Source organism: Chloracidobacterium sp. (assembly GCA_016720705.1).
Taxonomy (GTDB): Bacteria; Acidobacteriota; Blastocatellia; order Pyrinomonadales; family Pyrinomonadaceae; genus OLB17.
Genome location: JADKKB010000001.1, coordinates 66543 through 90193, shown reverse-complemented (window position 1 = coordinate 90193; position 23651 = coordinate 66543). Strand labels below are relative to the sequence as shown.

At 51.7% G+C, this 23651-nt stretch carries 16 protein-coding genes; 5 read left to right on the top strand and 11 right to left on the bottom strand.

Going from position 1 to position 23651, the window contains the following annotated elements:
• Nucleotides 1-3 precede the first annotated feature (3 nt).
• The 7 genes from IPQ00_00440 to IPQ00_00410 all read right to left on the bottom strand — a co-directional run bounded on the left by IPQ00_00440 (nt 4) and on the right by IPQ00_00410 (nt 13947).
• Nucleotides 4-1479: a redoxin domain-containing protein gene (locus tag IPQ00_00440; protein ID MBL0239036.1), complete on the bottom strand. Its 1476-nt coding sequence runs from the start codon at nt 1477-1479 to the stop codon at nt 4-6.
• Nucleotides 1480-1544: 65 nt separating this feature from the next.
• The gene (gene der / locus IPQ00_00435; protein ID MBL0239035.1) at nt 1545-2900 is read right to left on the bottom strand and encodes a ribosome biogenesis GTPase Der; all 1356 of its coding nucleotides are present in this window, start codon (nt 2898-2900) and stop codon (nt 1545-1547) included.
• A gap of 99 nt (nt 2901-2999) precedes the next feature.
• The gene (locus IPQ00_00430) at nt 3000-4136 is read right to left on the bottom strand and encodes a hypothetical protein (protein ID MBL0239034.1); all 1137 of its coding nucleotides are present in this window, start codon (nt 4134-4136) and stop codon (nt 3000-3002) included.
• A gap of 178 nt (nt 4137-4314) precedes the next feature.
• Nucleotides 4315-5049 carry a hypothetical protein gene (locus IPQ00_00425; protein ID MBL0239033.1) on the bottom strand — a complete coding sequence of 245 codons (735 nt, stop codon included), beginning with the start codon at nt 5047-5049 and terminating at the stop codon, nt 4315-4317.
• Nucleotides 5050-5145: 96 nt separating this feature from the next.
• Nucleotides 5146-6123: a KpsF/GutQ family sugar-phosphate isomerase gene (locus IPQ00_00420; protein MBL0239032.1), complete on the bottom strand. Its 978-nt coding sequence runs from the start codon at nt 6121-6123 to the stop codon at nt 5146-5148.
• Nucleotides 6124-6242: 119 nt separating this feature from the next.
• The gene (locus IPQ00_00415) at nt 6243-12503 is read right to left on the bottom strand and encodes an Ig-like domain-containing protein (GenBank protein MBL0239031.1); all 6261 of its coding nucleotides are present in this window, start codon (nt 12501-12503) and stop codon (nt 6243-6245) included.
• An 88-nt stretch (nt 12504-12591) separates the two neighbouring features.
• The gene (locus IPQ00_00410; GenBank protein ID MBL0239030.1) at nt 12592-13947 is read right to left on the bottom strand and encodes a hypothetical protein; all 1356 of its coding nucleotides are present in this window, start codon (nt 13945-13947) and stop codon (nt 12592-12594) included.
• A gap of 207 nt (nt 13948-14154) precedes the next feature.
• On the opposite strand from IPQ00_00410, the gene IPQ00_00405 reads away from it, so the two are divergent.
• From IPQ00_00405 to IPQ00_00395, 3 genes are all read left to right on the top strand, one after another.
• Nucleotides 14155-14943 (top strand): PspA/IM30 family protein, encoded by a 789-nt coding sequence (locus IPQ00_00405; GenBank protein ID MBL0239029.1) that lies wholly within the window; start codon nt 14155-14157, stop codon nt 14941-14943.
• Nucleotides 14944-14995: 52 nt separating this feature from the next.
• Complete coding sequence (locus IPQ00_00400) at nt 14996-15844, top strand: hypothetical protein (GenBank protein ID MBL0239028.1); 849 nt, start codon at nt 14996-14998, stop codon at nt 15842-15844.
• A gap of 163 nt (nt 15845-16007) precedes the next feature.
• Entirely contained in the window at nt 16008-16967 is a 960-nt protein-coding gene (locus tag IPQ00_00395) for a hypothetical protein (protein MBL0239027.1), read from the top strand.
• A 96-nt stretch (nt 16968-17063) separates the two neighbouring features.
• Here IPQ00_00395 and IPQ00_00390 read toward each other — a convergent pair whose 3' ends face one another.
• The 3 genes from IPQ00_00390 to IPQ00_00380 all read right to left on the bottom strand — a co-directional run bounded on the left by IPQ00_00390 (nt 17064) and on the right by IPQ00_00380 (nt 20173).
• Nucleotides 17064-17663, bottom strand: coding sequence for a cytochrome c3 family protein (locus tag IPQ00_00390; protein MBL0239026.1), 600 nt, complete (start codon nt 17661-17663; stop codon nt 17064-17066).
• A gap of 102 nt (nt 17664-17765) precedes the next feature.
• Entirely contained in the window at nt 17766-19190 is a 1425-nt protein-coding gene (locus IPQ00_00385) for a hypothetical protein (GenBank protein MBL0239025.1), read from the bottom strand.
• A 137-nt stretch (nt 19191-19327) separates the two neighbouring features.
• Nucleotides 19328-20173: a tetratricopeptide repeat protein gene (locus IPQ00_00380; protein ID MBL0239024.1), complete on the bottom strand. Its 846-nt coding sequence runs from the start codon at nt 20171-20173 to the stop codon at nt 19328-19330.
• Between the two features lie 274 nt (nt 20174-20447).
• On the opposite strand from IPQ00_00380, the gene IPQ00_00375 reads away from it, so the two are divergent.
• A complete protein-coding gene (locus IPQ00_00375; GenBank protein ID MBL0239023.1) occupies nt 20448-21101 on the top strand; it encodes a sigma-70 family RNA polymerase sigma factor in 654 nt (217 codons plus the stop codon).
• Between the two features lie 299 nt (nt 21102-21400).
• On the top strand, nt 21401-22195 hold the full coding sequence (locus IPQ00_00370) for a zf-HC2 domain-containing protein (protein ID MBL0239022.1): 795 nt from the start codon (nt 21401-21403) through the stop codon (nt 22193-22195).
• Nucleotides 22196-22255: 60 nt separating this feature from the next.
• Here the strand turns inward: IPQ00_00370 and IPQ00_00365 are convergent, their stop codons facing one another.
• A complete protein-coding gene (locus IPQ00_00365; GenBank protein ID MBL0239021.1) occupies nt 22256-23647 on the bottom strand; it encodes a tetratricopeptide repeat protein in 1392 nt (463 codons plus the stop codon).
• Between the last annotated feature and the right edge of the window lie 4 nt (nt 23648-23651).

Genomic DNA, 23651 nt, shown 5'->3' with positions numbered 1-23651 from the left:
TTTCTATACTTTCTTATCGATCAGGGCCCAGATATTTGGTGCTCCGATAGCGATCTCAGACGCATACCGACCACTTTCGTCGATCATTATAGCCGACGGTGTACCGTGCATTCCGAGTGTCGCTGCGACAACGTATCCCTTATCTAAAACTACGGGCGATGTTAGCCCTAGGCCTGAATGCAGTTCTAAATCGCCATCTGAAAATAACAGAAGATCCGGATCCTGCGGTCCTTTCTGCGAATCCCATTTGCGAAGATCCTCGGCCATCTTACTGCAATGAGGACACGAGGGACTCCAAAAGGCGATCAGCGTCTGACGGTCTATACCTGATGAACTGACTTCACGCCCATCTATCGCCGTGAGAGCGAACTCCGGCAGTTTCGTCCCGATCTCGTTCGGTTTAGCCGAACTATCGCTATCGCCGTCTTTGATATGGAGTCGCTCGGCATCGAGGTCGCTACTTCGTGCTCGTTCGACAAGTTCCGCAATGGCAGTGTCGCCCGCTGCGACGTGGCTTGCAACCTTACCGTGTCTATCGATAAAAATTGCCGAAGGCGTCCATCTGGCGTTCATTGAATCGGCAAACTCACGATCCTTTTGCCGGAGCATCGTCCGCCCGTTAAGTTCACCGAAGATCTCGGAATTCACGGCGATCGCACCGGAACTGACGAACGCGATCTTTATCTTATCTGACAAGTCCGTAGCCCACTCGTTCATCCGCGGCAAAAGTGCCTTACACGGCGAGCACGCCGGACTTATGAAAAACAGGATCGTCGGCAAGCCTTCCGATACGACCGACCTTGTCGAAATAATTTGGCCGCGACTATCTTCCAGCGGCATATCCGGCACAAATGCGCCCATCGGCAGGCCGTCGCTCGGGCTTCCCGCGTGCTTTCGATCGACCGTGCCGCCTTCGCCGGCCATCAATTCAACCATTTCGATCCGTCGCATCAACGCTGTCTGGGCCGCCGAATGTTGGCTCTGTCGACCGATGATCGCAACCATCATTGCCAAAATTGCCGTGCCGAAAAAGACCACGAGCGTCGATGTCCCAACATTCGCCAGATCCATTCCCTGGGCCTTTGCCCCGCCGATCACAAGCCATAACGCGAGAGCGAAAAGCACGACATTACGGACCAGCGAGCTAATGCCGACGGGTTCGCTATGCAGTTGGCCGAAACAATGACAGTCCGGAGCGTTTCCCTTTATCAATTGGTAGATCATCCCAGCCAAAAACATTGCCAGCAAAATACTGCCGGCTATCGCACCCGGCCACGACGTATCCACGAACATCAATGAAAAGGCGATAGCGATCTCCAATATCGGCAGGAAAATTGCGGCAGGCCCGGCGGCGAATGTCGGCAGGCCAAAACCTAGCATCGCTTTACGCGAGCCTTCGGGGTCGACCAGTTTTGCGACACCGGCGATACCAAAGACCGCTGAGAGCACTAATCTGACGGTAAGAAGTATAATTTCCATTCAAAAGTGGTTCGTATTGGATAGCAATTAAGTCCTGCGAATGCAAGTTTCAGAACGCCGACTATTTACTTTTTCTCTCGCATCTTATGTCGCTCCACAAGACGGACCGGCGTTCCAAAGAAGTCAAATTCACTCCGCAACTGGTTTTCAATATATCTCAAATATGAGAAATGAAGCCCGGCCTTGTTACCGCCGGACGTGAAGAGAATGAATAGCGGCGGTCGGATACCGGCCTGCGTCAAAAACTGAACCTTGAGACGCGAAAATCCTCCCTTTACGGGTGCCGGGGCTGTTCCGCCTTTTGGCTGAGAGATGGAATCTTCGAAAAATCTATTTAGCCTTGAGGTCTGGATACGCAAATTTCGTGCGGCGTGGGCCTGTGCCACAAGCGGCAAGATCTTGGTCACTCGCTGTCCGGTCAATGCAGATATGGTAACGATCGGTGCCCAATCGAGGAATTTCATCGCCATTCGGAGCGTTCGTTCAAATTCGTAGATCGTATTGGTCTCTTTTTCTTCGAGCGCGTCCCATTTATTGACAACAATGATCACCGAGCATCCGGAGTCGACAGCATAACCCGCAATATTAGCATCAAGGTTTGTAACACCCTCGACAGCATCGATGACAATGATCGCAACGTCGGCCCGTTCCAGAGCTTTTCGGGCCATTATGACAGACAGCTTTTCTGCCATCTCGGTGGTTTTGCCTTTACGTCTTATTCCCGCGGTATCGATGATCATATAGTCCTTACCATCGGCGGTCAGATACGTATCGATCGCATCACGCGTCGTACCGGCGATCGGCGATACGATAACGCGCTCTTCGCCAAGCAGTTTATTCAGCAACGACGACTTACCGACATTAGGCCGCCCGATGATAGCGAGTCTGATCTCTCTAGGCTTTTCGGCTTCGTCATTCTCATCTTCAAAAACAAGGTGATCAAAAACCAGGTCAAGCAGATCGCCGACGCCGGTCCCGTGTTCGGCAGAGATCGGCGACATTTCAAAACCAAATTGGTAGAATTCGCCGGCCTCATTCTCAACGGTACGTGACTCGACCTTGTTGGCAGCAATGATTATCGGCTTTCCGGTATTTCTGAGCAAAACTCCGAGCTCTTCATCAAGTGGAGTGATGCCGGCACGCGTGTCAAGAACCCATATAATGGCAACTGACTCTTCGATCGCGTGCGATGCTTGCTTGAATATATTCGCAGGGATGATCGCGTCGTCATCAGGCACGATACCGCCGGTGTCGACGAGGCGAAACATTTGGGCTTTCCATTCGACCTCACCGAACATACGGTCGCGCGTGATCCCGGGTTCATCGCCGACGATAGCCTTTCGGCTACCGGTGAGGCGATTGAAAAGGGTTGATTTTCCGACATTCGGCCGGCCGATGATGGCAACTAGCGGAGCTTTCATTAAGACAAGAATAGTCGATTATTGAGTTTCGTGCATCTTGCGCATAAAACGCCCCGCCAACAATGCGTCGGCGGGGCGTTAAAACGAACGAGTGTCGTCTTAGTCGGCAATGATGTCGATGATCGCACCGATCACCGCACCGAGTATGGTGTATTTGCCGTTCGAGTAGTTACCATAGCGATTTCGACTGTAGTAGCCGTCCTCGTATCCCCGTCGAAATCCTTCGCGGAAATAGTAATTATACTCTTCCATTGACACATAATAGCTGTCATAGCCATAGGCGGCATCCTGATAACCGTACGAATTATTGTAGTCGGACCTCCAACCGTCCTGGCGATCTGCCTGGCCGGCGTAAAAGCCCTCTTCGTAACCATTATTCACCGCATCACGGAGCATCTGTGCCCCATATTGACTGGTGTAGTAGGAATTACCGCCGCGATTGTAACGGTAATTATTGTAATAGTTGTCGTAATACCTTGCTTGTTGGAGCCTGATCTGGTCGCGACGGAGTCGTTCCCAATATCGCTGCTGATATCGAAGATAAGCATTGCGTCGCTGCTCCTGCAATTGGCGATAGCGCTGCTTCTCGATCGTCTGCGAATTCTTCCATTGTTGGTTGTACTGGTTCACACGCTGCTGTTGTAGTTGCTCTTGCTGGCGGCGGTCAATTTGCTGATAACGTCCGTTATTATTTCGTTGATCGCCGACGCTTCGGTCGTTTGTGTTCTGGCTCGTGCCCCAGGTGCCCTGCTGTTGACGGCGATCATTGATGCGTTGGGTTTCGCCATTATTGATCCGTCCATTTCCCTGTTGCCGCGGCGATTGATTGACCTGTGCCGGTTGATCGACGATCGGACGGCGATTCTGTTGCGGAAAGGTTTGCTGGGTCTGAACCTGCTGCGGTTGCGCCACAGGCCGGCGTCCGCGATCTTGCTGCGGGAAGTTTTGTTGTGCTGGAGTCGATTGCGGTTGCGATACCGGTCGACGACCACGGTCCTGTTGTTGGGGCTGTTCATTTCGTACGGGTCGTTGGGCCCGGTCACGGTTTTGCTCGGCCGGTTGACTCTTTTGCACGTTCCGTTCGCCTCGGTCCTGCCGATCTTTAACTTCCTGCCGTGATCCCTGATCGGAAGGCTGACTGCGTCCCCGATCACGCTGCGCGCTAGCGTCTGCCGCGCACATCGTGAAGATGGCTAGCATAGACACTGCTACGGTCTTTCCCAAGTGTTTTCTCATTTTATTACCCCTTATTCGAAAATGTTCGGTCGATCTACGCATCGTCCTGCAATTGACTATGGCAAATGCCGTACCACACTAAAAAAGCCGCAAAGTACGCGGCTTTTAAGACGTGTGGAGATAAGATAGATACGATATCGTCGCTCCATAGCACGATTTCGAATAGAAGAACTTCCGGCTATTTCGTGAAATCGTAGCCTATGCGGATATTTAGCCCTCCATTTCCAACTTCCGGAACTACGCTCACTGCTTTCATCCGAATGTTTCCGGTGTTTTGGATAGGAACGCCGAACGAGACTTTATCGAGCCTCAGAATCTCAATGGGATTAAGCTTTTTATCGATCGAACTCTGTATGAGTTTCGCGATCAATGTGCCGCCAATGCCGCCCGTTCCGTTTAGATTTACATTCAGCACACGGGCTTTGCCGATCAACCTCTGTCCCTGCTGATCGAACTCAAGGTCGATATTGGTCTCGGCCCAGCCTGCAAACTCCACACACCCGACGAAGGGCGGGGCGTAATTGCCGGAAAATGCGAGTGGAACATATATCTTACCTTCGCGAAACCTGACGGCAGTTCGAACTCCGTCCATTTCTCGCAATATCTTTACGGTCTCGGAGCAGTAACCTGATCCAACAATGTAACTGCTACGATCGTCGCCTGCAAACGCTAAACCTTGGGCTCCGAACGCACGCCATCTCGTCCTAACGTTAATATTCGTCCTGCCCGTCGTCGCTACCGAAAACTCGGGCGGATCGTAGTTCTGATAGATCGAGTCGAGCAACGCGTCGAAAAATGCTTCGTTTAGGCTGACCGTTACCTCCGCCTTTTGGGCGACTGCAACAGATGAAAACAAAATTACCGCCAAAATGACGGTAACGATATTGCGGTACATATGTAAAACCTCGCTCATTTATCGATCGTTGATATGATGTCCAACTTTGTGGCAGAAACCTTGTAGTGGCATTGATGCCTTTCGACCGCCAATCGTTGTTCTTAAATGGAACGGTTATAGACCGCTGCCGACGACATCGTGCAATCTCAGGAGGCCAACGCAAATTCCGGCGGGATCGACGACCGGAAGCACTGAGATCTGTGACGGACGATCTTGCATAAGCCGCAATGCGTCAAAGGCCAGCATCGTCGGTTCGGCGCGTATCGGCCCGGACGTCATCATCGACGCGGCGGTAAGATCATTGAAGTCCGCGGGATCAGTTCGCTCGATGGTTCGCCGGAGGTCACCATCTGTCACGATCCCCAAAAGCCGGCCGTCGCCGTCGATGACGTTTACAGCACCTAGTGCATGATCGGAGATCGATCTGACGACCTCGAGCCAATTCGAGTCCGGAGTAACGCTCGGACTGGTACGCATCAGACTCGCAACTGTCAGCGTAAGGCGTTTGCCAAGTCGGCCCGCGGGGTGATTAGCGGCAAAATCCTCCGCCGTAAGCCCTTTCAATTCCATTACCGTCATCGATAGAGCGTCACCGATAGCGAGGGCGACGGTCGTCGATGCGGTCGGAGCAAGATTAAGCGGACACGCCTCTTTGTCCACTGATCCGTCAAGAAAGACATCTGATTGGCGTGCAAGTGTGGAATTAATATTTCCGACTATTGCGATCATCGCAATGCCGCGTTGTTTGAGAGTCGGGACTATGGCCAGGATCTCTTCGGTCTCGCCCGAGTTGCTCAGAGCGATAACCACATCTCCGCAAGCCACCACACCAAGTCCGCCGTGCAATGCGTCTGTCGGATGCACGAATACAGCGATCGTTCCGGTGCTGGTCATCGTTTGGGCTATCTTTTCGGCGATCACACCCGATTTGCCGACTCCGGTGACAATGACTTTGCCGCTGCAATCGGATAATAGAGAGATCGCAAGATCGACACTCGCCGAATCGAGATTTATCGCCGAATGTAATATCGCGTCTGCTTCGATCTTTAAGATCTCCGAAACTCTTTTGTGGTTTGCGTTCACCTGTTCCATTTCAGTTCGACTGCTTTTCGACACGTCAAAATAGTACCACAACACTGTCCGTCAAAATTGAAAATGGGCCGTCCGGAAACCTGGATCTCCGGACAGCCCGATCGTCAGTTGCTCAAAGCCTATTCAACGTGGACAAAGTCAGTTCCGGTTCTGCCAAAGGTCTCAGGATGATACATCTCCTCGGCCTTAGCGGGCGGAACTACGAATTGCCCCGGCGTCGTCGCTCTGGCAACGTAGCTGTAGTTATAAACGCCCTCCCACAGCAACGACGTGAACGCCTCGGCACGTTCGTCGCGGAAATTCTGGTGTTCAAACCAATACTGGCGGTACCACCAGGAACCGTATCCAAACGAACGACTGCCGAATTCCACGACGGGAGTATCGCTGCCGGGATCGCCCGGGATCGATTCCGTGACCGCAAGCCCCGGATTTAGGATCTCAAGCCCCGCCGGCAGATTGTCGACCAGAGCGACGTGATAACGACGAGCCTGTGCGACCATCGTCAGACGGATGCGGACGCGGGCACCTGCCTTGATCGTCCAGGTACCGTCAGCATTTTGCTTAACATCATCTTTGTCATCGACCGCTTCATACTTTCTAAGAACCGTGAAGCCGTAATCCGCAGGCTCCAGTTTTAGGTTTTTCGGTGCGTATTTCATACCGATGCGGTAGAAAAGTCGGCCCGCACCCTGTTTATCAAGTATCAAGTTCGACATTCCTCCCTGATCGGTCAGGTATGACATTGGGATATTCAACTGGTTTGAATCGATCGAACGTCCCTTGAACGCATCTTCCCCGGCGTACGTGTTGCCGAGCCAGATCCGTGTCACGAAATCAGGAGTGACTTTTTCGAAGGTGTTGAAATACTTGTCGAGTGCCAAAAGGATAAATACATTCTCCTGTGTATTTGACCACGCTCCCTTCGTTCGATGATCGAGCAGTCCTCGGACCAGCTTAGGTACAAGGTCATTCTTTGGATCGGACTTGATCATTGCCTCAAGCAGCACGCCGTCGGCACGCCGATTTGAGTACATAATCAGCCACGCTCCGTCGCCGTAGTTGGTGACGAAGTTTGCGGTCGCTGCCGTCTCGGTCGTGCGGTTCATCAAGTGACGGATGATGGCCTGCACCTCGACGGTCGAGTCAGGGTCGTTCGCCAGCACCGAAAGCACCCATCCGAGAGCTTCGAATGGCATTTTCTCGATCGTCGCTTCGGCCAGAAGCTTTTTGGTCTTTGCGATGTCCTTGTCGCCCATCATATCGCGGATATAAAGTGCGTAGGCAGAGATCGTCCAGCGAACCTCGGGCGAGTTCTTGTACCATTGGTCATAGTGCTTTTCGACGTCCTTCAGGTACGGTTTCACCTTGGTGATCATCTCGTCGGGCACCTTATAGCCCTTAGCCTTAGACAACGCCAGGGCGTGGGCAACGTGGACCGTCAGGAAAGGATACTCATAACGCTCCTTATCGCGTTTCCATAGTCCGAAACTGCCGTCACTACGCTGCCGCGACTGCAGTATCTCGATGTCGCGGGCGTAATAGCCCTCAAGCTCTTTTGCGGTGGGCATATCCTTTGCCTTAAATGCACTCAGTACATCGCGCATCGCCGCGATCGAGATCATTCGAGATGATATCTGCTCTGAGCAGGCATACGGATAATTTGTCAGGAAGAGAAACGCATCGGTCAATTCCTGCAACTGAGTCGAAGAGGTCGTGACCTCGAGTCCGCCAAATTGCGGATACACGTCGCCCGGCGTCTGGACCGGTTGAATGACCGCACCATTCTGGTCAGTCGTGCCGTATGTCGCGAATGCCTCGGTTGTCGCGGGCGTCCACACCGGCAGCGATATTTCGGCTGCATCGTTGAATTTGCCCGATGTCGCGACGATCTGGAATCTCGCCGTTCCCGCCTTCATCGCTGAGACAGGAAAGCGGACTTCGACGCGATCGTTGGCCTTTACGACCACTCGCTTTCCATTTCCGCCGGTCAGTTCGGCATTTGTCGCTCGTACAGCAACGTCGACCGCCATGTCCTTATCGGTCTGATTTTGGACTACCACCGGCATTTCGATCTTATCGCCGAAATTCATAAATCTCGGAGCACTCGGTCGCACCATCAGCGGTTGTTTAGCCGTTATGGTCGACTCAGTTTTACCGAACCGTTTACCGTTATCGACGGACACTGCGGTTATCCGATATCGCGTTAGATTATCCGGCAGTTTGATATCGACGACTGCACGCCCGCTCGCATCGGTTTTTACAGTCGGCGAGAACAATGCGAGGGCGTTGAAATTCTGTCTCAGATTTATAGGTGTTTCCGAGTCGGCGGCGTCATCATCAATCTCAGCGGCGGCAAAGTTGAGGTCCGGCTTTTTCTCTTCTCTGCTTCCGCCTTTCATTTTTTGCGCTGACGACGGCCTGGCGGATGCTCCGTCCGCCGACATCACGCCTGAACTTATCGGCACGGGCGGCGGCGGGGGCATATCGGCCTTTACGTCCGCCGGATTGCCCAGCAATACGTCTTTTCTGAGGTGATAATCATTGACTCCGTCGCCGCGAGTCGTATAGAAGATACTCATCGGGTCCGCGATCGTGTACCGAGTCAGAGCTAGCACGCTCTCATCGACAACGATAATGGCGACCTCGCTATTTGCGACCGGTTCACCGCGATAGTCTTTTACCGCAACATTGACCTTTGTCTCGCCGCCCGGTGCAAGTGTCTTGTCGACCGGTTCGGCCGAAACCGTCAATTGCCGGGAGGCGGTCGATATCGCGAGGTTCATAGTTCCACTAGCAAATGCCGGACGCTTGGCAAGTTTTGTTTCCACTTCGCCCTTATCATTTGTCCTGACGGCGGCTCCGACCAGGTCGACCTGAGCAGTGATATTCGGCAAGTATTTCTCGTCAAGCGGTATCTTTAATGTCGTTGACGAGTCCTTCATCGTAAAGCGTTCGGTCTTGACGAGGCCGTCACGGCGAAGCGTCAGAACGCCCTCGGCAGGAGTGAACGGAGCGATCACAAGCAGTTCGGCAACATCGCCCGGTGCAAAATCCTTCTTGCTCGGTATGATCTGCACTTCTTCCTGCTCGACATTGCGTTTCGGCGGTGTCTTGCCGCCCGGGACCCAAACCGTCATCTCGCTTTCGTTAAAACGCTCGCGATCATCCATCACGGTCGCGGTGATCGTGTAACGTCCACCTTGTTTGGCGACAAAGCTGCATTTCTGTGCGGCTTCGGCCGATTTGACCGTACACGTCTGTTCGTCGACGGTTATTTCCTTCCAGGACCCTTTGTCATACGACCAGTCTTTCAGCACGGCCTTGATCTCGGCCTCACGTCCGGTCGCCAATTTTCCATCGATGTCGCTTACGATCGATTCGATCTCGATCTTTTCACCACGTTGGACGAACGTTCGCGGCGTCTTGATGCCCACATAGAGCGATGCGGGATGCACGAGCATTGAGGTCGAACTCGACCACGTCTGGCGATTTACATCCATTACCGATGACGCTGCGGTGATCGTATAAGGCCGCGGCGGTTTGACCGACTCAAAATCGATCTTCAAAAGATGTTTTCCGGAAGCGTCTGTCACGCCCTTGAACGACTGTGAAGTTCCCCCCGCAGTGCGGCCGTATTCATATCCACGCCACCACGGCACCCACGTTCCAAACGTAAAGTCGCCGCGATTAGGAGGGGTATAACTTGTAGGACTTGCCGTAACCGTCCAGTTGGCATCGGCGTTAGCGAGTCCGCCGCCGGCATAGTATTTTGCCTCGACCGACATCAGTGCACTGCCCCCGACAAAATGCGGGGCTTCGGTCTCGACCTTGGACGAAACCTCGAATTCCGGACGGCGAAATTCCTGTATCTGAAATTGATGCGAATGGGAACTGCCCGAGATCGACGTATTTGTCGAAAGTTCGATGCGTGCGTATCCCAGATTTGCGTTATCCGGCAAGCTGAATTTGAAATCAAATGCTCCAAAGGCGTTCAGGTTTGCCGTCCCCTTGGCGATCTCATTGTTTCTGGGATCTTTTACGGAGTAGTTGATACCGTTGGCAGCGTCGCCGAGGCCCTCGACATCGCCGAACTTCCCGCCAGTGATCCGGCGAATGTAGCCCTTTACCGAAACCTCTTCTTTAGGCTTATATAGCTTCCGATCATCAAAAACGAACCATCGCAGCGAATCACCCGCTGATTTGCGGTACCAACTGCCGGTATCCTGCCAGTAATAATCGGTATTTTCAGGCAGAAACGCCACGTCCTTACCCCGCGTAGCCACCAGATAATTTTGGCCCTTGATCGAACCCGATTCGGGTAACTGGAGGCGCAGGATGCCGTTTTCGCCGGTACGGTCGCCCATTGCTTCAGCGACGGTCTCGGTTTTTGCCGAACTTCCGTCAGCGTCTGTTGAGACGATCTCGTCGGCTTGACTACTTCCCCAACCGGTCATCCAATCCCAGGCACTTTGAAAAACACTCGGTTCAACCGATGCGACCTTAGCCGATCCAGAGGCCTTTTCGAGCGGAAAGATCGCTAGATCAACGCCGGTCAGCGGTTTACCGGTCTTGAGATCGGTCGCAAATCCGACAAGTTCGGTATTATCGACAAAGGCATCAAGCCCGATCTGTGTCGCTTGAAGCCAGGTGAATATTCTGACACGGTCATATTTGTCCTTGCGAACCGTCGGCTCAATATCGACGATCACGTTGCCGAAACCGCCGCTGAGGCCCTTTGTTATATCAACCCGAGTCTCGACCATTTCGTCTGGCTTATTCGCTATCTCAACCACCTCATCAGACACCAATCGACCGGGTATCGGCGGGCGTTTGCCGTCGTCGTAATTGATATGACGAACATATTCCTGAAACTTTTGCCAATCAGCAGGCTGGACGTCATACAGTCGAACCTTGACCGCACCATGATTTGTCGAATAGATCGAAAATGTCGGAGTAGATGTCGGGTCAAGCACGGTCATATAACCGCCCTGAGCGTATAGATTCTGGCTCGCAGATCCGACCTTTATCGTGGCGACCGCAGGCTGACCGAGTGACTGACCGTAGACATCACTGATCGATCCGTCGATCGTGACCTTATATGAGGTCCTCCCCTTTTTGTAGCCCTGAATGTAAACATAATTGCCCGACGGATAGATCTTTAGCCCTTCGATGGCGGGTTCGATCTTTACCATTTCTGTTGTAAATTTCGCGGCGTCTATTGAGTTGTTAAACTCCATATACCACGACTCAAAAGGCGAACAATTGCGATTATCACGCCATCCACAATAACCGTTGCTGAATTTCAACGCGCTATAGGTTTGAAATGAAAACGACTGGTCCTTGATCGACGTCAACGGCCCCTCGGCCGACGGCGTGCCTTTCGCGATCGTGACATTGATCGCCGAAGCACCCGGCAGAGCGTTTTCAGTCAGACCGTCCGAGTTGACCGCCCGAAACGCCAGCCAACGGCCGGCTTGAGCCTGTTTACTGTAGTAATTGATCGTGCTGTCACCTGATATCTCTTCCTGAGTGGCGAGCCGGATCGGCAATTTTTTTCCGCCGCCGGTCACGGTTATCGAACGCAATACAGCGTCAGGGCTTATCGCCTGATCGAATGAAACGTAAATCAACGCGTCACGGCGAGTGATGCCGCCATTTGGATACATTGACTCAGCCTTGGGCGGCGGCGTGGTAAACGTCCAGGAAACGTCCTTGGCAAGCGTCTGTCCATTCGCGGACTTTGTCCCGGCAGGCACTCGCGCAGTAAATTTCGTTGCCATCGGGAAACGCTTTGTCGTATCGAACATCAATGTTTTGGTACCGAGCCAGCGCCAGCGGCCCTCCACCTGAGGCGACAGTTCGACGGGTGCGTATTTTGCAGCTTCTTCCTGCGATGTGACCGCGACCATCGGTTGCGAAAACGTTACGCTGAGATCAGGGGCGAGCGGAATCTCGCCCTCGGGCGAAAATCTGACCACTTCCAGAGTCTGCCCTGTAGTGTCCAGCTTGGGCGTTCCGCGTTGCTCATCCGATGGAAATTTCACCGGATTCTTATTGCCTGTTTTGGGCGCGGGCAAGGTGCCGATCCGCTTGGCAAAATCGGTTTTATCATCAACCGCCGGTTTGATCTCGGGTATTCGCTTTAGCAGCGAATTTGAGTCACTCTCCGAGAGCGGATCCGTGGCGGCCAATTGCTGCTTTTCTCGCGTTTCTGCTCCCTCGACACCTTCGCTCAGGCGAAACTTAAGTCCTTCCGGTGTGTCTTTCATCCTTTGTTCCATTGTCTTCCCGATGCCCTGGCCGTATGCGACCAGACTCACCGGCGCGATGTAGCCCAAATAAACTGCTAGAAGTAAAACCCAGGTCGTTATCTTTTTCATTATTATCCCGTCCAACAAAAAACTTTTTTTGGCCGATGCTGTCGGCACTGTCTGAGGAACGCACAGTGTGCGGAAATCTTGCGTCCTTTTAATACTCGTTTAGAATAGTTAAGGCCGTTTCGCCGCCGCCGGAGGTTATATTGACGAGCGAACCGGCGGCAAGCCGGACCATACCGCCCTCGACCTCACCCATAAACAAGAACGGGTCAAAATCGACGGTCAGACTCTCGATACGAGCTTCGCCGTCGGCAAATACCGGTATGTCGGTCCGTGCAACAACTGCCCTTTCCTGGACAATATAGGTCGAATCGACCGCGTGCTCGATCGCGTCGTCCCATTCGCTCTCGGTGCTTTCCCAACCAAATGCGATTCCCTTTCCGCCGTAATCATCATTTGGCTTAAGCACAAATCGATGACGCTTAGAGCGGATGAGTTCGATCAGATCAATGCCGTCTGCTCCGTCGTAAGACGTAGGTCCGAACTCGACCCGTCGCGTCCACGGTATATGCTTTGCGATCATTTCTAACTGCAACGGCGAAAAAAGCCTTTGGTACCGATCATCGCTCAACACGGCCAAGCTGGCTTTTTTGTGTGGTATCTTGCAGCGAAACGAATTGGCCATACAAATATTGCCATCCGCCATAGCACGCGACAACGGGTGCGTTTCGTCGAATCGCTCGAGGAACTCGTGGATTATCACCCTTTTGTAAAAGATGTCGATCTCAAAAGCTCCGCTCCAAAGCGTTTTTCCGTCGTATTCCAGACTCTCCGGATCGCATATGATCGTATTGTGGCCCTGCGATCGAAAATAGTCGCATAAGATAACAAACTCCGAACGCGTATCTACACCAGCCCAATCAACGATCGCAATGTTTGGCCGCAGCTTAGTTCCGCCAAATTCGCGATATGCCCGATCGAGAGCCTCAAGTAGTTTTTTTTCCGGCTTTGGAAGATAGTGAGCATTATCCTCCAGAAACTGCCGAACGCGTGGAATATGTGTGAACAAACGTTCGAGCGAAGGCTGGTCGCCGATCCCGGCTGGATTTTCGGCATTATACTCAAGAAACTTAAAGCCACCGTCAAAAAGGAATGTGTCAAGACGGCTAGTGACGGAAACACTCGCATAACCGGGCTCGAATCGTGCGAATCGCTCTTCCATCTTCGTAAGGCCCAATTTGGCCACCAATTCCGGACTTTCGAGCGTGGCAATGGTCATTGCATCAAAAGCTCCGCTCAATACGTTCGCAACACGACAGATCTCCCGATAATCTGACCCCGAAAGAAAATACGGCCGCAGGAAAGGGCAGATCGGGCGGTCACCGTGCATTATCCCCAAACTTCGCTGCAATCCGGTAAGTTCCTCGAAAAGAGCGGTGTCCTGGCCGTATAGATCGAGTAATTCGCGGTCAAGCTCAGTCACCAAAGTGATCAGGTCATTGGTCATTTCATTGTTTCCTTAGATTTCGGATCGCTAATAGATGCTTCGATTGAAAACCGAATTTTGTCGTAAGTCAAAGTAATAATATCCTATTCACTTAATATTTTTTCCTGTTATACTGAGTTCGGAAATTGCAACTTTGGCAAATTGCCTGTCGTAAGGGATTTGGCGTAAGGAACTATTGATATCTATTTGTAGGAGCGAAATTAGAAAATGGGATTGTGGGCAAGAATAACAAGAGTCTTTAGAGCGAGCACGGGAGCGGCACTCGACAAGATCGAAAACCCCGAATTGGTGCTCCAGCAAACGATTCGTGATATGCGCGACCGTGTACCGGAGCTTAACAATTCCGTGGCTCAGGTAATGGCGACCGAACGGCTTTTGCTCAAGCAGAAAGAGAATCTTTCGACCCAGGTCGTTGACCTCGACTCCAAGATCAAGGCATCGGTCAAGATGGGACGCGATGATATTGCGACGGCATACATCGGACAACTCCAGCAAGCCCAAATGGATCTTGAACGCACCGCCGTTCAGGCCGAGCACGCAGGCGTAGCGTCAAAACAGGCTCTGAAAGCCCGCGACAACTACGTCTTGAATATGAAAAAGCGCTCTGCCGAGGCGATGCAACTTATAAGTGCCGCCAAGCAGGCAAAGCTTCAGGAACAGCTCGCGCAGACAATGGATACGTTTAATATCGGCGACGATTCGTCGACGTTCAACGAAATGCGCGAAAAGATCGACCGCCGTGTCGCTGCCGCCGAAGCAAAACTACAGTTGGGCTCCTCGACGGTTGACGCTCAATTGCAGGATATCGAGCGCGAGGCGATGGACATTCAACTCCAGGACAAACTGCTCGAATACAAACAATCAATGGGTATGCTCGGCGCTGGTTCGCCGCCTGAAAGCAAACAGATCTCGTCCGGCACTGGTACGGCTGACGATGAAGACGTTTTAGATCAGGTCATTGTCAACGAGGCAACGGAATCTGGGCGTTCGAATTGATTCTGACCTCGTCGCATAATTACCCGGAAATAGATCTGTTAGTGACTTTGATATGGCTGATATAGCGAAATACCGGCAGGACATCGACCGTTTCAATTCAAGCTACGCAAAAGAAGCGGTCAAAGAGCCCGGAAATTTTTGGGCGCTTGCCGGCTTTCTGGCAGCGGCGGCATTCACCGGCAGCGTGATTCCGCTGCTTATCGCCCTGGTTTTCGAAGCCATATATTTGTTGGTAGTTCCTAACTTGCCGAAATATCGTCAGTTAGTTCAGAAGCGGGAGAACGAACGCCGACTGCGCCTTCATATTGCGGGGCGCGAAAACACTATCAAGGCTTTTACCCCGCGTGAACGTGAAGCGGTCGAATATCTGCGTTGGTTAAAGGACAAGATACAAGATAACTACCGAAAGTTTACGGGCTCAACCGAATTGCCTTCTAATCTAAGGGCACTCGATCAGCGATGGGAGGATTTCGTAGACCTTCTGGACGTTTATCGCCGGCGTAAACAGCACCTCAGGTCGATAAATCGGCAGGCAGTCCATAACCAACTCTCGCAGGCATTTAGGGCAATGGAAAGCTCTACGGATGAAAAGACCAAGCGGGTCCAGCAGACCAATGTCGAGATCCTCAAACGCCGAATCGCATCTTTCGACGAGATCGAAAAGAGCGTCAAGCTCGTCGAGGGCCAGTTGCAGTCGATCGAAAACTTTTTCAGCTACTTAAACGACGAGATCGTCACGATCTCTACACCTGAGAAATTCTCTCTGCTTGACTTCGAACAGCTTTCTGATTCGATCGCGATGACCAAACAGATGCTCGACGCAACCGCCGACTCGGTCGGGGCACTCGACAGTTACAACCGCGAAATGGGCAATTACGAATTGCTGCCCGGTGCCAAATAATATCTCTTACGGCCGGATCTGATCAAAAGACATATGCTCGACCTCTGCGTCGGGCATTTCTATTTGGGTTTTCTTGCCCTGTGATGTCCAATCAACTAAGATTGAGTTTTTGCAATTGTTTAGAAATATCACTTACGACGAATACTTTTAAGAGAAACTAATTATGAAACGAGTAGGAATTTTGGCGGGACGCGAAGTTACGTTTCCCGAATCAATGATCAAGAGCATCGCTGAACAGAGCGGAGGCGAGGTTGTCGCCGAATGGATCACCATAGGCGGCATTCGCCTCGATGAGCCAAAGAAGTACGATGTTGTGATCGACCGCATCTCGCACGAGGTGCCCTATTACAGAGCAACGCTCAAACGTATGGCTCTTGAGGGTACGTATATCATCAACAATCCATTTTGGTGGTCAGCGGACGATAAGTTCTTCAATTTTTGCCTGGCTGATAAACTAGGCGTCGCCATCCCGAAAACCGTTCTATTGCCGCAGCATAGTTATATCAAGGACATAACGCCTGAGAGTCTACGCAATCTCGAATTCCCGATCGATTGGCAGGGCGTGACCGACTATGTCGGCTTCCCCGCTTTCCTCAAACCCTTCGACGGTGGCGGTTGGAAAAACGTTTCCAAGATCCATAATACGGACGAGCTTTTTAAGGAATACAATGAGTCCGGCACGCTGTGTATGACGCTGCAGGAAGGCATCGAGTATGATCACTTTGTCCGATGCTACTGTGTCGGAAAAGAAAACGTGCTGATAATGCCCTACGATCCGTCCAAACCGTATCTTTCGGGAATGCAGTATGTTGACGTTGACGATTACCTAACGCCGGAGTTGCACACTCGGGTCGAGCAAGACGTCAAGACCATCTGCACCGCTCTCGGATACGATCTTAATACCGTCGAATTTGCTATTAAGGACGGCGTGCCGTACGCGATCGACTTTATGAATCCTGCACCGGACGCCGAACTCGCCTCGGTCGGTGAAAAGAATCATCGATGGATCGTCGATCATATGACCGAATTCATTTTACGAAAATTGAAGGAAGGTTGGGACGTACCCGAATATCGTTGGTCTTCGATGCTGAGTTTGCCTAAGGAAGCAGCGACCAAGGCGTAGCAAGTTAAAGTCACTGAAAAACTGCACTGCAATAAAGAGGGCTTCGTTCACTTGAACGAAGCCCTCTTTTATTAGATCAAAGCTCGGTCACGATGCCTATCGTTTGCCCTTAGGTGCAATATGGCAAGTCGTGCAGTTCGTTGATTTTGGAGCCTTTGTGTCGCCGGAGCGAAAGCCGATCTGAAAATGACAGGTATCGCACGCCTGATGAAACGCGAGTTGGTTCGTCAATTTGGTGACCGTTTCGGTACCGATATCTTCGAACACGGGCATTTTGTCGAGTAGTTTGGGCTTAGTACCCGCCCTAGCATGGCAATCACGGCAGGCAGCAACCCCAGCCTTATTTGGATCTTCGGCAAATAGTTCGGCCGTCAGAGTCGTCGTACGGCCCGCCGGCCAGACCGTCTTATGTGGCGGGGCACTCACAAGGTCAGCCGCAGGCTGAGCGGTGTGATGACACTCGATACAGGCGATCGGCCCACCTGCGTTGTATTCCCCGCCATTATGCTTTAAGTGATTAAATGTCACGCGGCCCAACTTAGCGTTCTTACCGAGGACAACCACCTCAGGCATCACTTGCTGCTTCTCCGGTGTGGGTTTGGTTATACGCTGCGCACTCGGGCCGCGGCTATCCACGAACAAGAATCCCGCCAAAAGGAATGCGACCGCGAACATTACAACGAGATATTTCTTCATAACGAGATTCTAGCTCAATACCGCTGTTAAAGCACCAAGCATCTTCTACAGTATCAACATTTGAAAGTTGATAAATATACTAATGACGAAGGTCGACGTTGATCAGTTTTGATCTTCGGTTTCGAGCAGTTCGTACGGTATTCGTGAGGCGAGCATCTTCACGCCGATATTCATCCCGGTCCAGACCATCAGTGCGATCGCCGAGATCGCCCAACCGAGTGTCGCGATCAGAGAGTCGTCGACAAGCAAGCCGACAAATATTGCCGGGAATCCGAAAAGCGCGATGCGAAGTGATGAATTTTTAAGAGTGTCCAGCGTTTCCAGCAAGTTCACACGGCTTATCTCCATTTCGAGATATTCATCATCGTTGTTAAGGTTTGAGAAATAAGCGACTTCGCCGCGAGTCCAACGTCTAAGTGCCGGAGTCTCCGATACTCGGTTCGCAGTCGAAAAATGGTGGATAACGTACGCTAGCTTGCTTTCTCGCAAGGCTATTTCCGCAAGGCCAAGAGCGGCCCTGAAACCGCCGCCAAGGTCATCCTGCACCCGCCTAAACGCCCGCTCGGCGAGAGTAAGCTCGTTAGACTGGAAAAACGCCTCACCAATGCGGGCAAGCGTTTCACCATCGATCAACGGATCCCTTTGGGCAAGTCGTAAGGCGGCAAACGCTCGCCTTTCCAGCCTGACATTCCGCTCGGTTCCAGCAATCGATAGCAGACAACTGCCAAGTCCGTACAAGATCCGGCTATTTTGCGGGTCCATCACCAGAGCTCGCCGGAAGGCTTCCGCCCCTTGTAATAAATATCCATTGATCCGCAACTCATTACCGAGCATCGTCAAATAGTCGGCGCGTGCTCGATCTTCATCGGTTGGGTTTGCAACTGATCTCGTCCCGGTCGACTTGCGTTCAAACTCCGCCCGCAAGAATCCGGCAGACGGAATATGCTCGAACTCGGCCTTCATCAGTGTTTCTTTAGAATCTGAAAGGTGGTCTCTAAGGTCGAGTGAGCAGCGATCGAGTATATTTTCGGATACCAAAGGCAGCAGTACTCCAATCATTCTGCGATACTCGTCGCCGCCCGAGGCAAACACTAGCGTCAATCCGCGGCCGCGAACTGCCGTGCGGTATCGGTAATACAAGTTGCCGCCGCGTTTTATGGTACGGATTGCCTGAGTTTCGATCTGCTCGATATCGGTCAACTTGAGCCTCCGCCGCGTGCCGTGGAACCGCGACCAAACAGACGGCAATATCCCCGCACGTACCAAACACCGGCCGTCAAAGACCAGTTGATCGGTAAGTGCCAAAAAGGGCACAGCGATCCACGCACATATGAACAGTACGGACGCTATCAGATCAAATTCAAGATAATACAGAAATGCAGAAAAAAATGACCCGAGTAGCAAAGCAATAAAATACGAATGTGGGGAAACGCGGATCCGAACCGGGTCGAACGGTTCGACGACTGCCCTGCCGGAACGCTCGCCGGTTGAACTCGTAAGGGCTTGGTCTTGGATCTTTTTAAGCATTTCTCCTAACTACCTGATCAGAAAGCTATCCGATCCATTCGACCTCGTCAAAACAATAAGTTCTGTCACAAAACGAAAAAGCCCTGAATGTACGCGATACAGTCAGGGCTTGTCTGAAGTTATCGATCAGGCCGCCTTTAATTATCAAAAGGCGAATCAGGCGTTGCCTCCGGGATTTCCTTAGCCTTGTCCGGTGCGAGTTCGGTAACCTTGTCCTTAGCGTTCCGAGCGGTCTCGGTCAACGGCAGAGCTTTGCCGTCGGCGTCCTTGGCCTCCGCTGCAGCCTTGGCGATCGCAAAATAAATATCGACAGCTTCCTGCTTTTTGCTCTGCTTCTCGTATACCTTCGCCAGAGCAAAGTTGATGGTGTCCTTTGCGACGATCGGATCCGGCATCGCTGCCAACTCCTGGTAAAGCGTAACCGCCTCATCATACTTGCCATCGTCAGCCTTAGTCTGAGCAAGAGCAAATTTAGCAAGCTTTGCCGTATCTGAACTTCCCTTTGCTAGTGTCTCGAGCTCGGTAATACCCGCAGCACGATCGGACATCAATCGGTTAACTGCAATAAAATACTTTGCCTTTTCGCCGACCGAACCGCCAAACTTGTCTGCGACAGCCTGAAATTCGGCGATCGCGGCATCGGCTCGTTCCTTTTCGGTCTTAAAGACACGGTCGGTCGATCCCGCCGGAAGGGGTTGATCGGTGACACGAGCCTGCGAGGTCTCTATCGCCTTACCAAGGGCTGCCTGACCGGAGCCTGATGAACGCCGCATATATGAATAAGCGACGAAGCCAATGATCAACAAGAGTAATACGACCCCGATGCCGTACAGGATCGACTTTCCCTTACCCTCAAATTTTTTGCCTACGTCTTCAAGCTTCTGGTTTACCTGCTGCTGGATCGGATCTTGATAGCTGATCTTTTCGTCAGGTTTAGATGCGGCCGCGGCCAACTGTTCAAATCGTCTTTGCTTTCTTGCCATGATAAAAAAACTGCAATTCTAACTTATACAATCGTTGTATAATTGCCGAGATCGGCTGATTTCCAAAAGAGTTAATTTAGCTTAAATCGACGGATAGAGCAACTAACGGGAAATCGAAAGCCGATATGCCTTGGCTGAAATTGATCGTTCAAAAGTTTTTTTCGTATTTACGGGAACATTTTGGGATGATCGGTGTCTAAGTATTCCGGTTCGCGAAAATGAGCGGACGGACAGCTTGAGGGTTCCCAAGATCGGAATCCACTAAAGGCAGGAAATGGTCTTCACCAGGTCAATGACACTTGACGACGAAGAATTCCGAAGTTCCGCTCCGGCGGCACAGCCTTACTCCGCCCGAATATCTTTCGAATCCGAACTGCTTGAAAAATTAAAGGCGAACGACGCCGCGGCCTTTGATGAGTTTGTCGACAAATACTCGGGCGACGTCTTTTCGTTGCTCTACCGGCTGACCGAAAATGCCGACGATGCCGCCGAACTTACTCAGGAGACGTTCTTAAACGCGTTTCGCTCGATGAGCAAATTTCGTGGTGAATCGGGCCTCAAGACCTGGTTGTTTCGCATTGCGGTCAACGAATCGCGAAACCGTTTTCGGTGGTGGAAACGCCGTAAGCGTGACCGGACGATCTCATTGGATGCGACCATTGGCGATTCCGAAATGACGTTGTCCGACACCATTGCGGATCGTGGACTGAGCCCCGAGGGTGAGGCTCTGGCTCGGGAACGCCGGGCAGCACTCAACTCAGCACTGTTGGATCTGCCGATCGCGTTTAGAGAAGCCGTCATCTTATGCGATATCGAGGGGTTGAGTTACGACGAAACGGCATTGGCTCTGGACATCGGGATAGGAACTGTAAAGTCCCGCATATCCCGCGGCCGTGAAGAATTGCGGCGGCGACTAAAAGATCTTTGATAACTCGATGAATGGTTGACTCGCCCCGGTCTCATCTTTGCAGACAAAAACAATCGGTGCCAAACGATAGGTCACAAGAGAGCGAGAGTTGAGGGAATAGGTCATCGTGAGTAGTTACAAAGGTATTTGTTTGAATGGGCCAGCAACAAGTCTATGCGGATATACCGAAGTTTCGACGATCGCAAACCTGAGCCGCAGCCCAGCGTTGTTTTCGGTTTTTTGAAAACAGCCGGGGTCAGTGAGCCATTCATTGGGTTAGGGCCGCAGATCCACAGATCTAACGGACCGACATTAATGATATGAAGTGCAATGATCTAAATCTTAAATTCTCGTTATACGTTGACGGACTTTTGTCGACAGATGAGATCAGATCGATCGACACCCACCTTTCAGCCTGTCCGCTCTGTCGGCAGGAACTGGATGAGGAAAGGCTGATCCGGATCGATCTGAGACACCTCGGCAAACCTGTAATATCGTCTGCCGTAGCTAGCACTATTAAGCGAGCTATACGTGACGAGATCGCTGAAGGTCCACCGTCGTATTTTACGACCGTCGTCAGTGACTGGATACCGATGCAGCTGATGCCTTTGAGTGTAGGAATTGCTACATCACTAATCATAGGGATCTCATTCCTTTCGATGATGTTTGCCGGTGCTCGTTCGGCAGGTGAGATAATCTCAAGTGATCGCGGACGAGATACTCGCATAATGTTGGCTCCCAATAATGGTGACGCCAGTGACATTTCGCCGACCGAATATGCTCGTTCGCGAATGTCTGTCGCGGGTGAATCGCCCAGTATCAATCCAAACGGGGCTCTCGTTGCTCTCACCCGCACATTGGTCAGTTCCCGTTTGCGTAGCGATGAGGTGGTAGTTGTGGCAAATGTCCTTTCAAACGGACTAGCGAGTGTGACTCAGGTTGTCGAGGGTGGTGAGGATGCCAAGGCGATCGCCGATCTCGAACGAGCACTCCAATCCGATCTGTCAAATACCCCGTTCGTTCCGGCCGTAATGGATAACCGCGGTGAGAACGTCCGGGTTGTTCTCAAATTCAAGACAGTCAACGTTAGTACCCGGTCCGGCAGCAAGCGTTAGACTGTAATAAAAAGAGCACGCTCGGATGCGTGCTCTAGGTCCGATCATTCGCTCATCCCTCTACAACTTATCGATCTCTGCTTTTAGCTGTGCAGCCCGCTTCTGATCGATCTTCAGCAATTCATTATATTGTGTCAGTGCTCCGGCCTTATCCCGCTTTAGGACAAATGTTCGGCCGAGATTTAGACGTGCTTTTGCGAATCTAGGATTGAGTTCAAGACATCTGGTGTAGGCCTCGACGGCTCGATCACGCTGATTATCCGAAAAATAAGCGTTTCCCAGCAAATAATACGAGTCGGCATTCGTCGGGTCCGCTTTCGCCGTTTCAGCCAGGTCCCTTGCCGCCAACGCATAGTTACGTGTCGCGTCCGCCGTACGACCGGTGAGGTCATACGCTCGGGCAAGGTAAAAGTAAGTTTCGCCGTCCTTTGGATTTATCCTGAGTGCACTGTTGCAGGCTGTGATCGCTTCTGCATATTGCTTGGTATCGTTCAGAGCACGGCAGAGATTGGTGTACGCCATAGATTCGGTCGGCAGTATCTTCGTCGCAGATTGAGCTGCTTGGACAGCTTCCTCGTGACGGTCGGCCAGGCTGTAGTACCAACTGATATCAGTGTAGATATAACCGTCGTTGGGATATAGCAACAGAGCCCGCTTCTCGATTTCGATCGCCTCATCGTATCGGCTCTCGCTCCGAAATATCTCAGCCAGATTCCTGTACGCCTGATAGCTTAGCGGTTTGGCGGCGATCGCACGCTGATACGACGCGACGGCCTCCGTGTTTTTCTTCTGCTTTTGCTGCGCATCACCGAGCAGATAGTATGCGTCACCGAGCAGCATTGTATTCATTTTGATAGCTTCTTCGGCCGCAGAACCCTGGCCTCCAGTATTGCCAAGTCCGTATTGAACTCGTGCGATGCTGTAGTAGAGATCACCGTCCTTTGGTGCAACTAGCAACGCCTGTTGGTATGCCTTTAGTGCCTCTCCAAACTCATTTTTGGCCAACCGTAATTCGCCAAGAGCTTTGAGGAACATTATATTTTTAGGATCAAGTGCCAATCCACGCTGAACATCAGCGATCGACGCGTCATAGTCCTTTTGGTCGTAGTAGACATACCAACGAACGGTATAGATCTGAAGCGGCTTGAAACCCTGGGTCAACGCGATCGCAAATTCGCTGAGTGCGGCATCATTTTCCTTAAGATTGTAGTGAGCATACCCCTTCCAGAAATGAGCATATCCGTTATTCGGCACTAAACGGATCGATTGCCCGTAGGTATCGGCCGCCGAGCGATAGTCCTTTTGATTAAAGTATCTATCTGCCTGATTTACCAACTGGATCGCCTGTTGGCGTTCCTTTTTGGTCTGGGCGCTGGCGATGGTCTGCCCGATAAGCGTAATTACCGTCAACAAAATAAAACAACTAAAGATCGAAATTAACTTTTTGCTCATAATA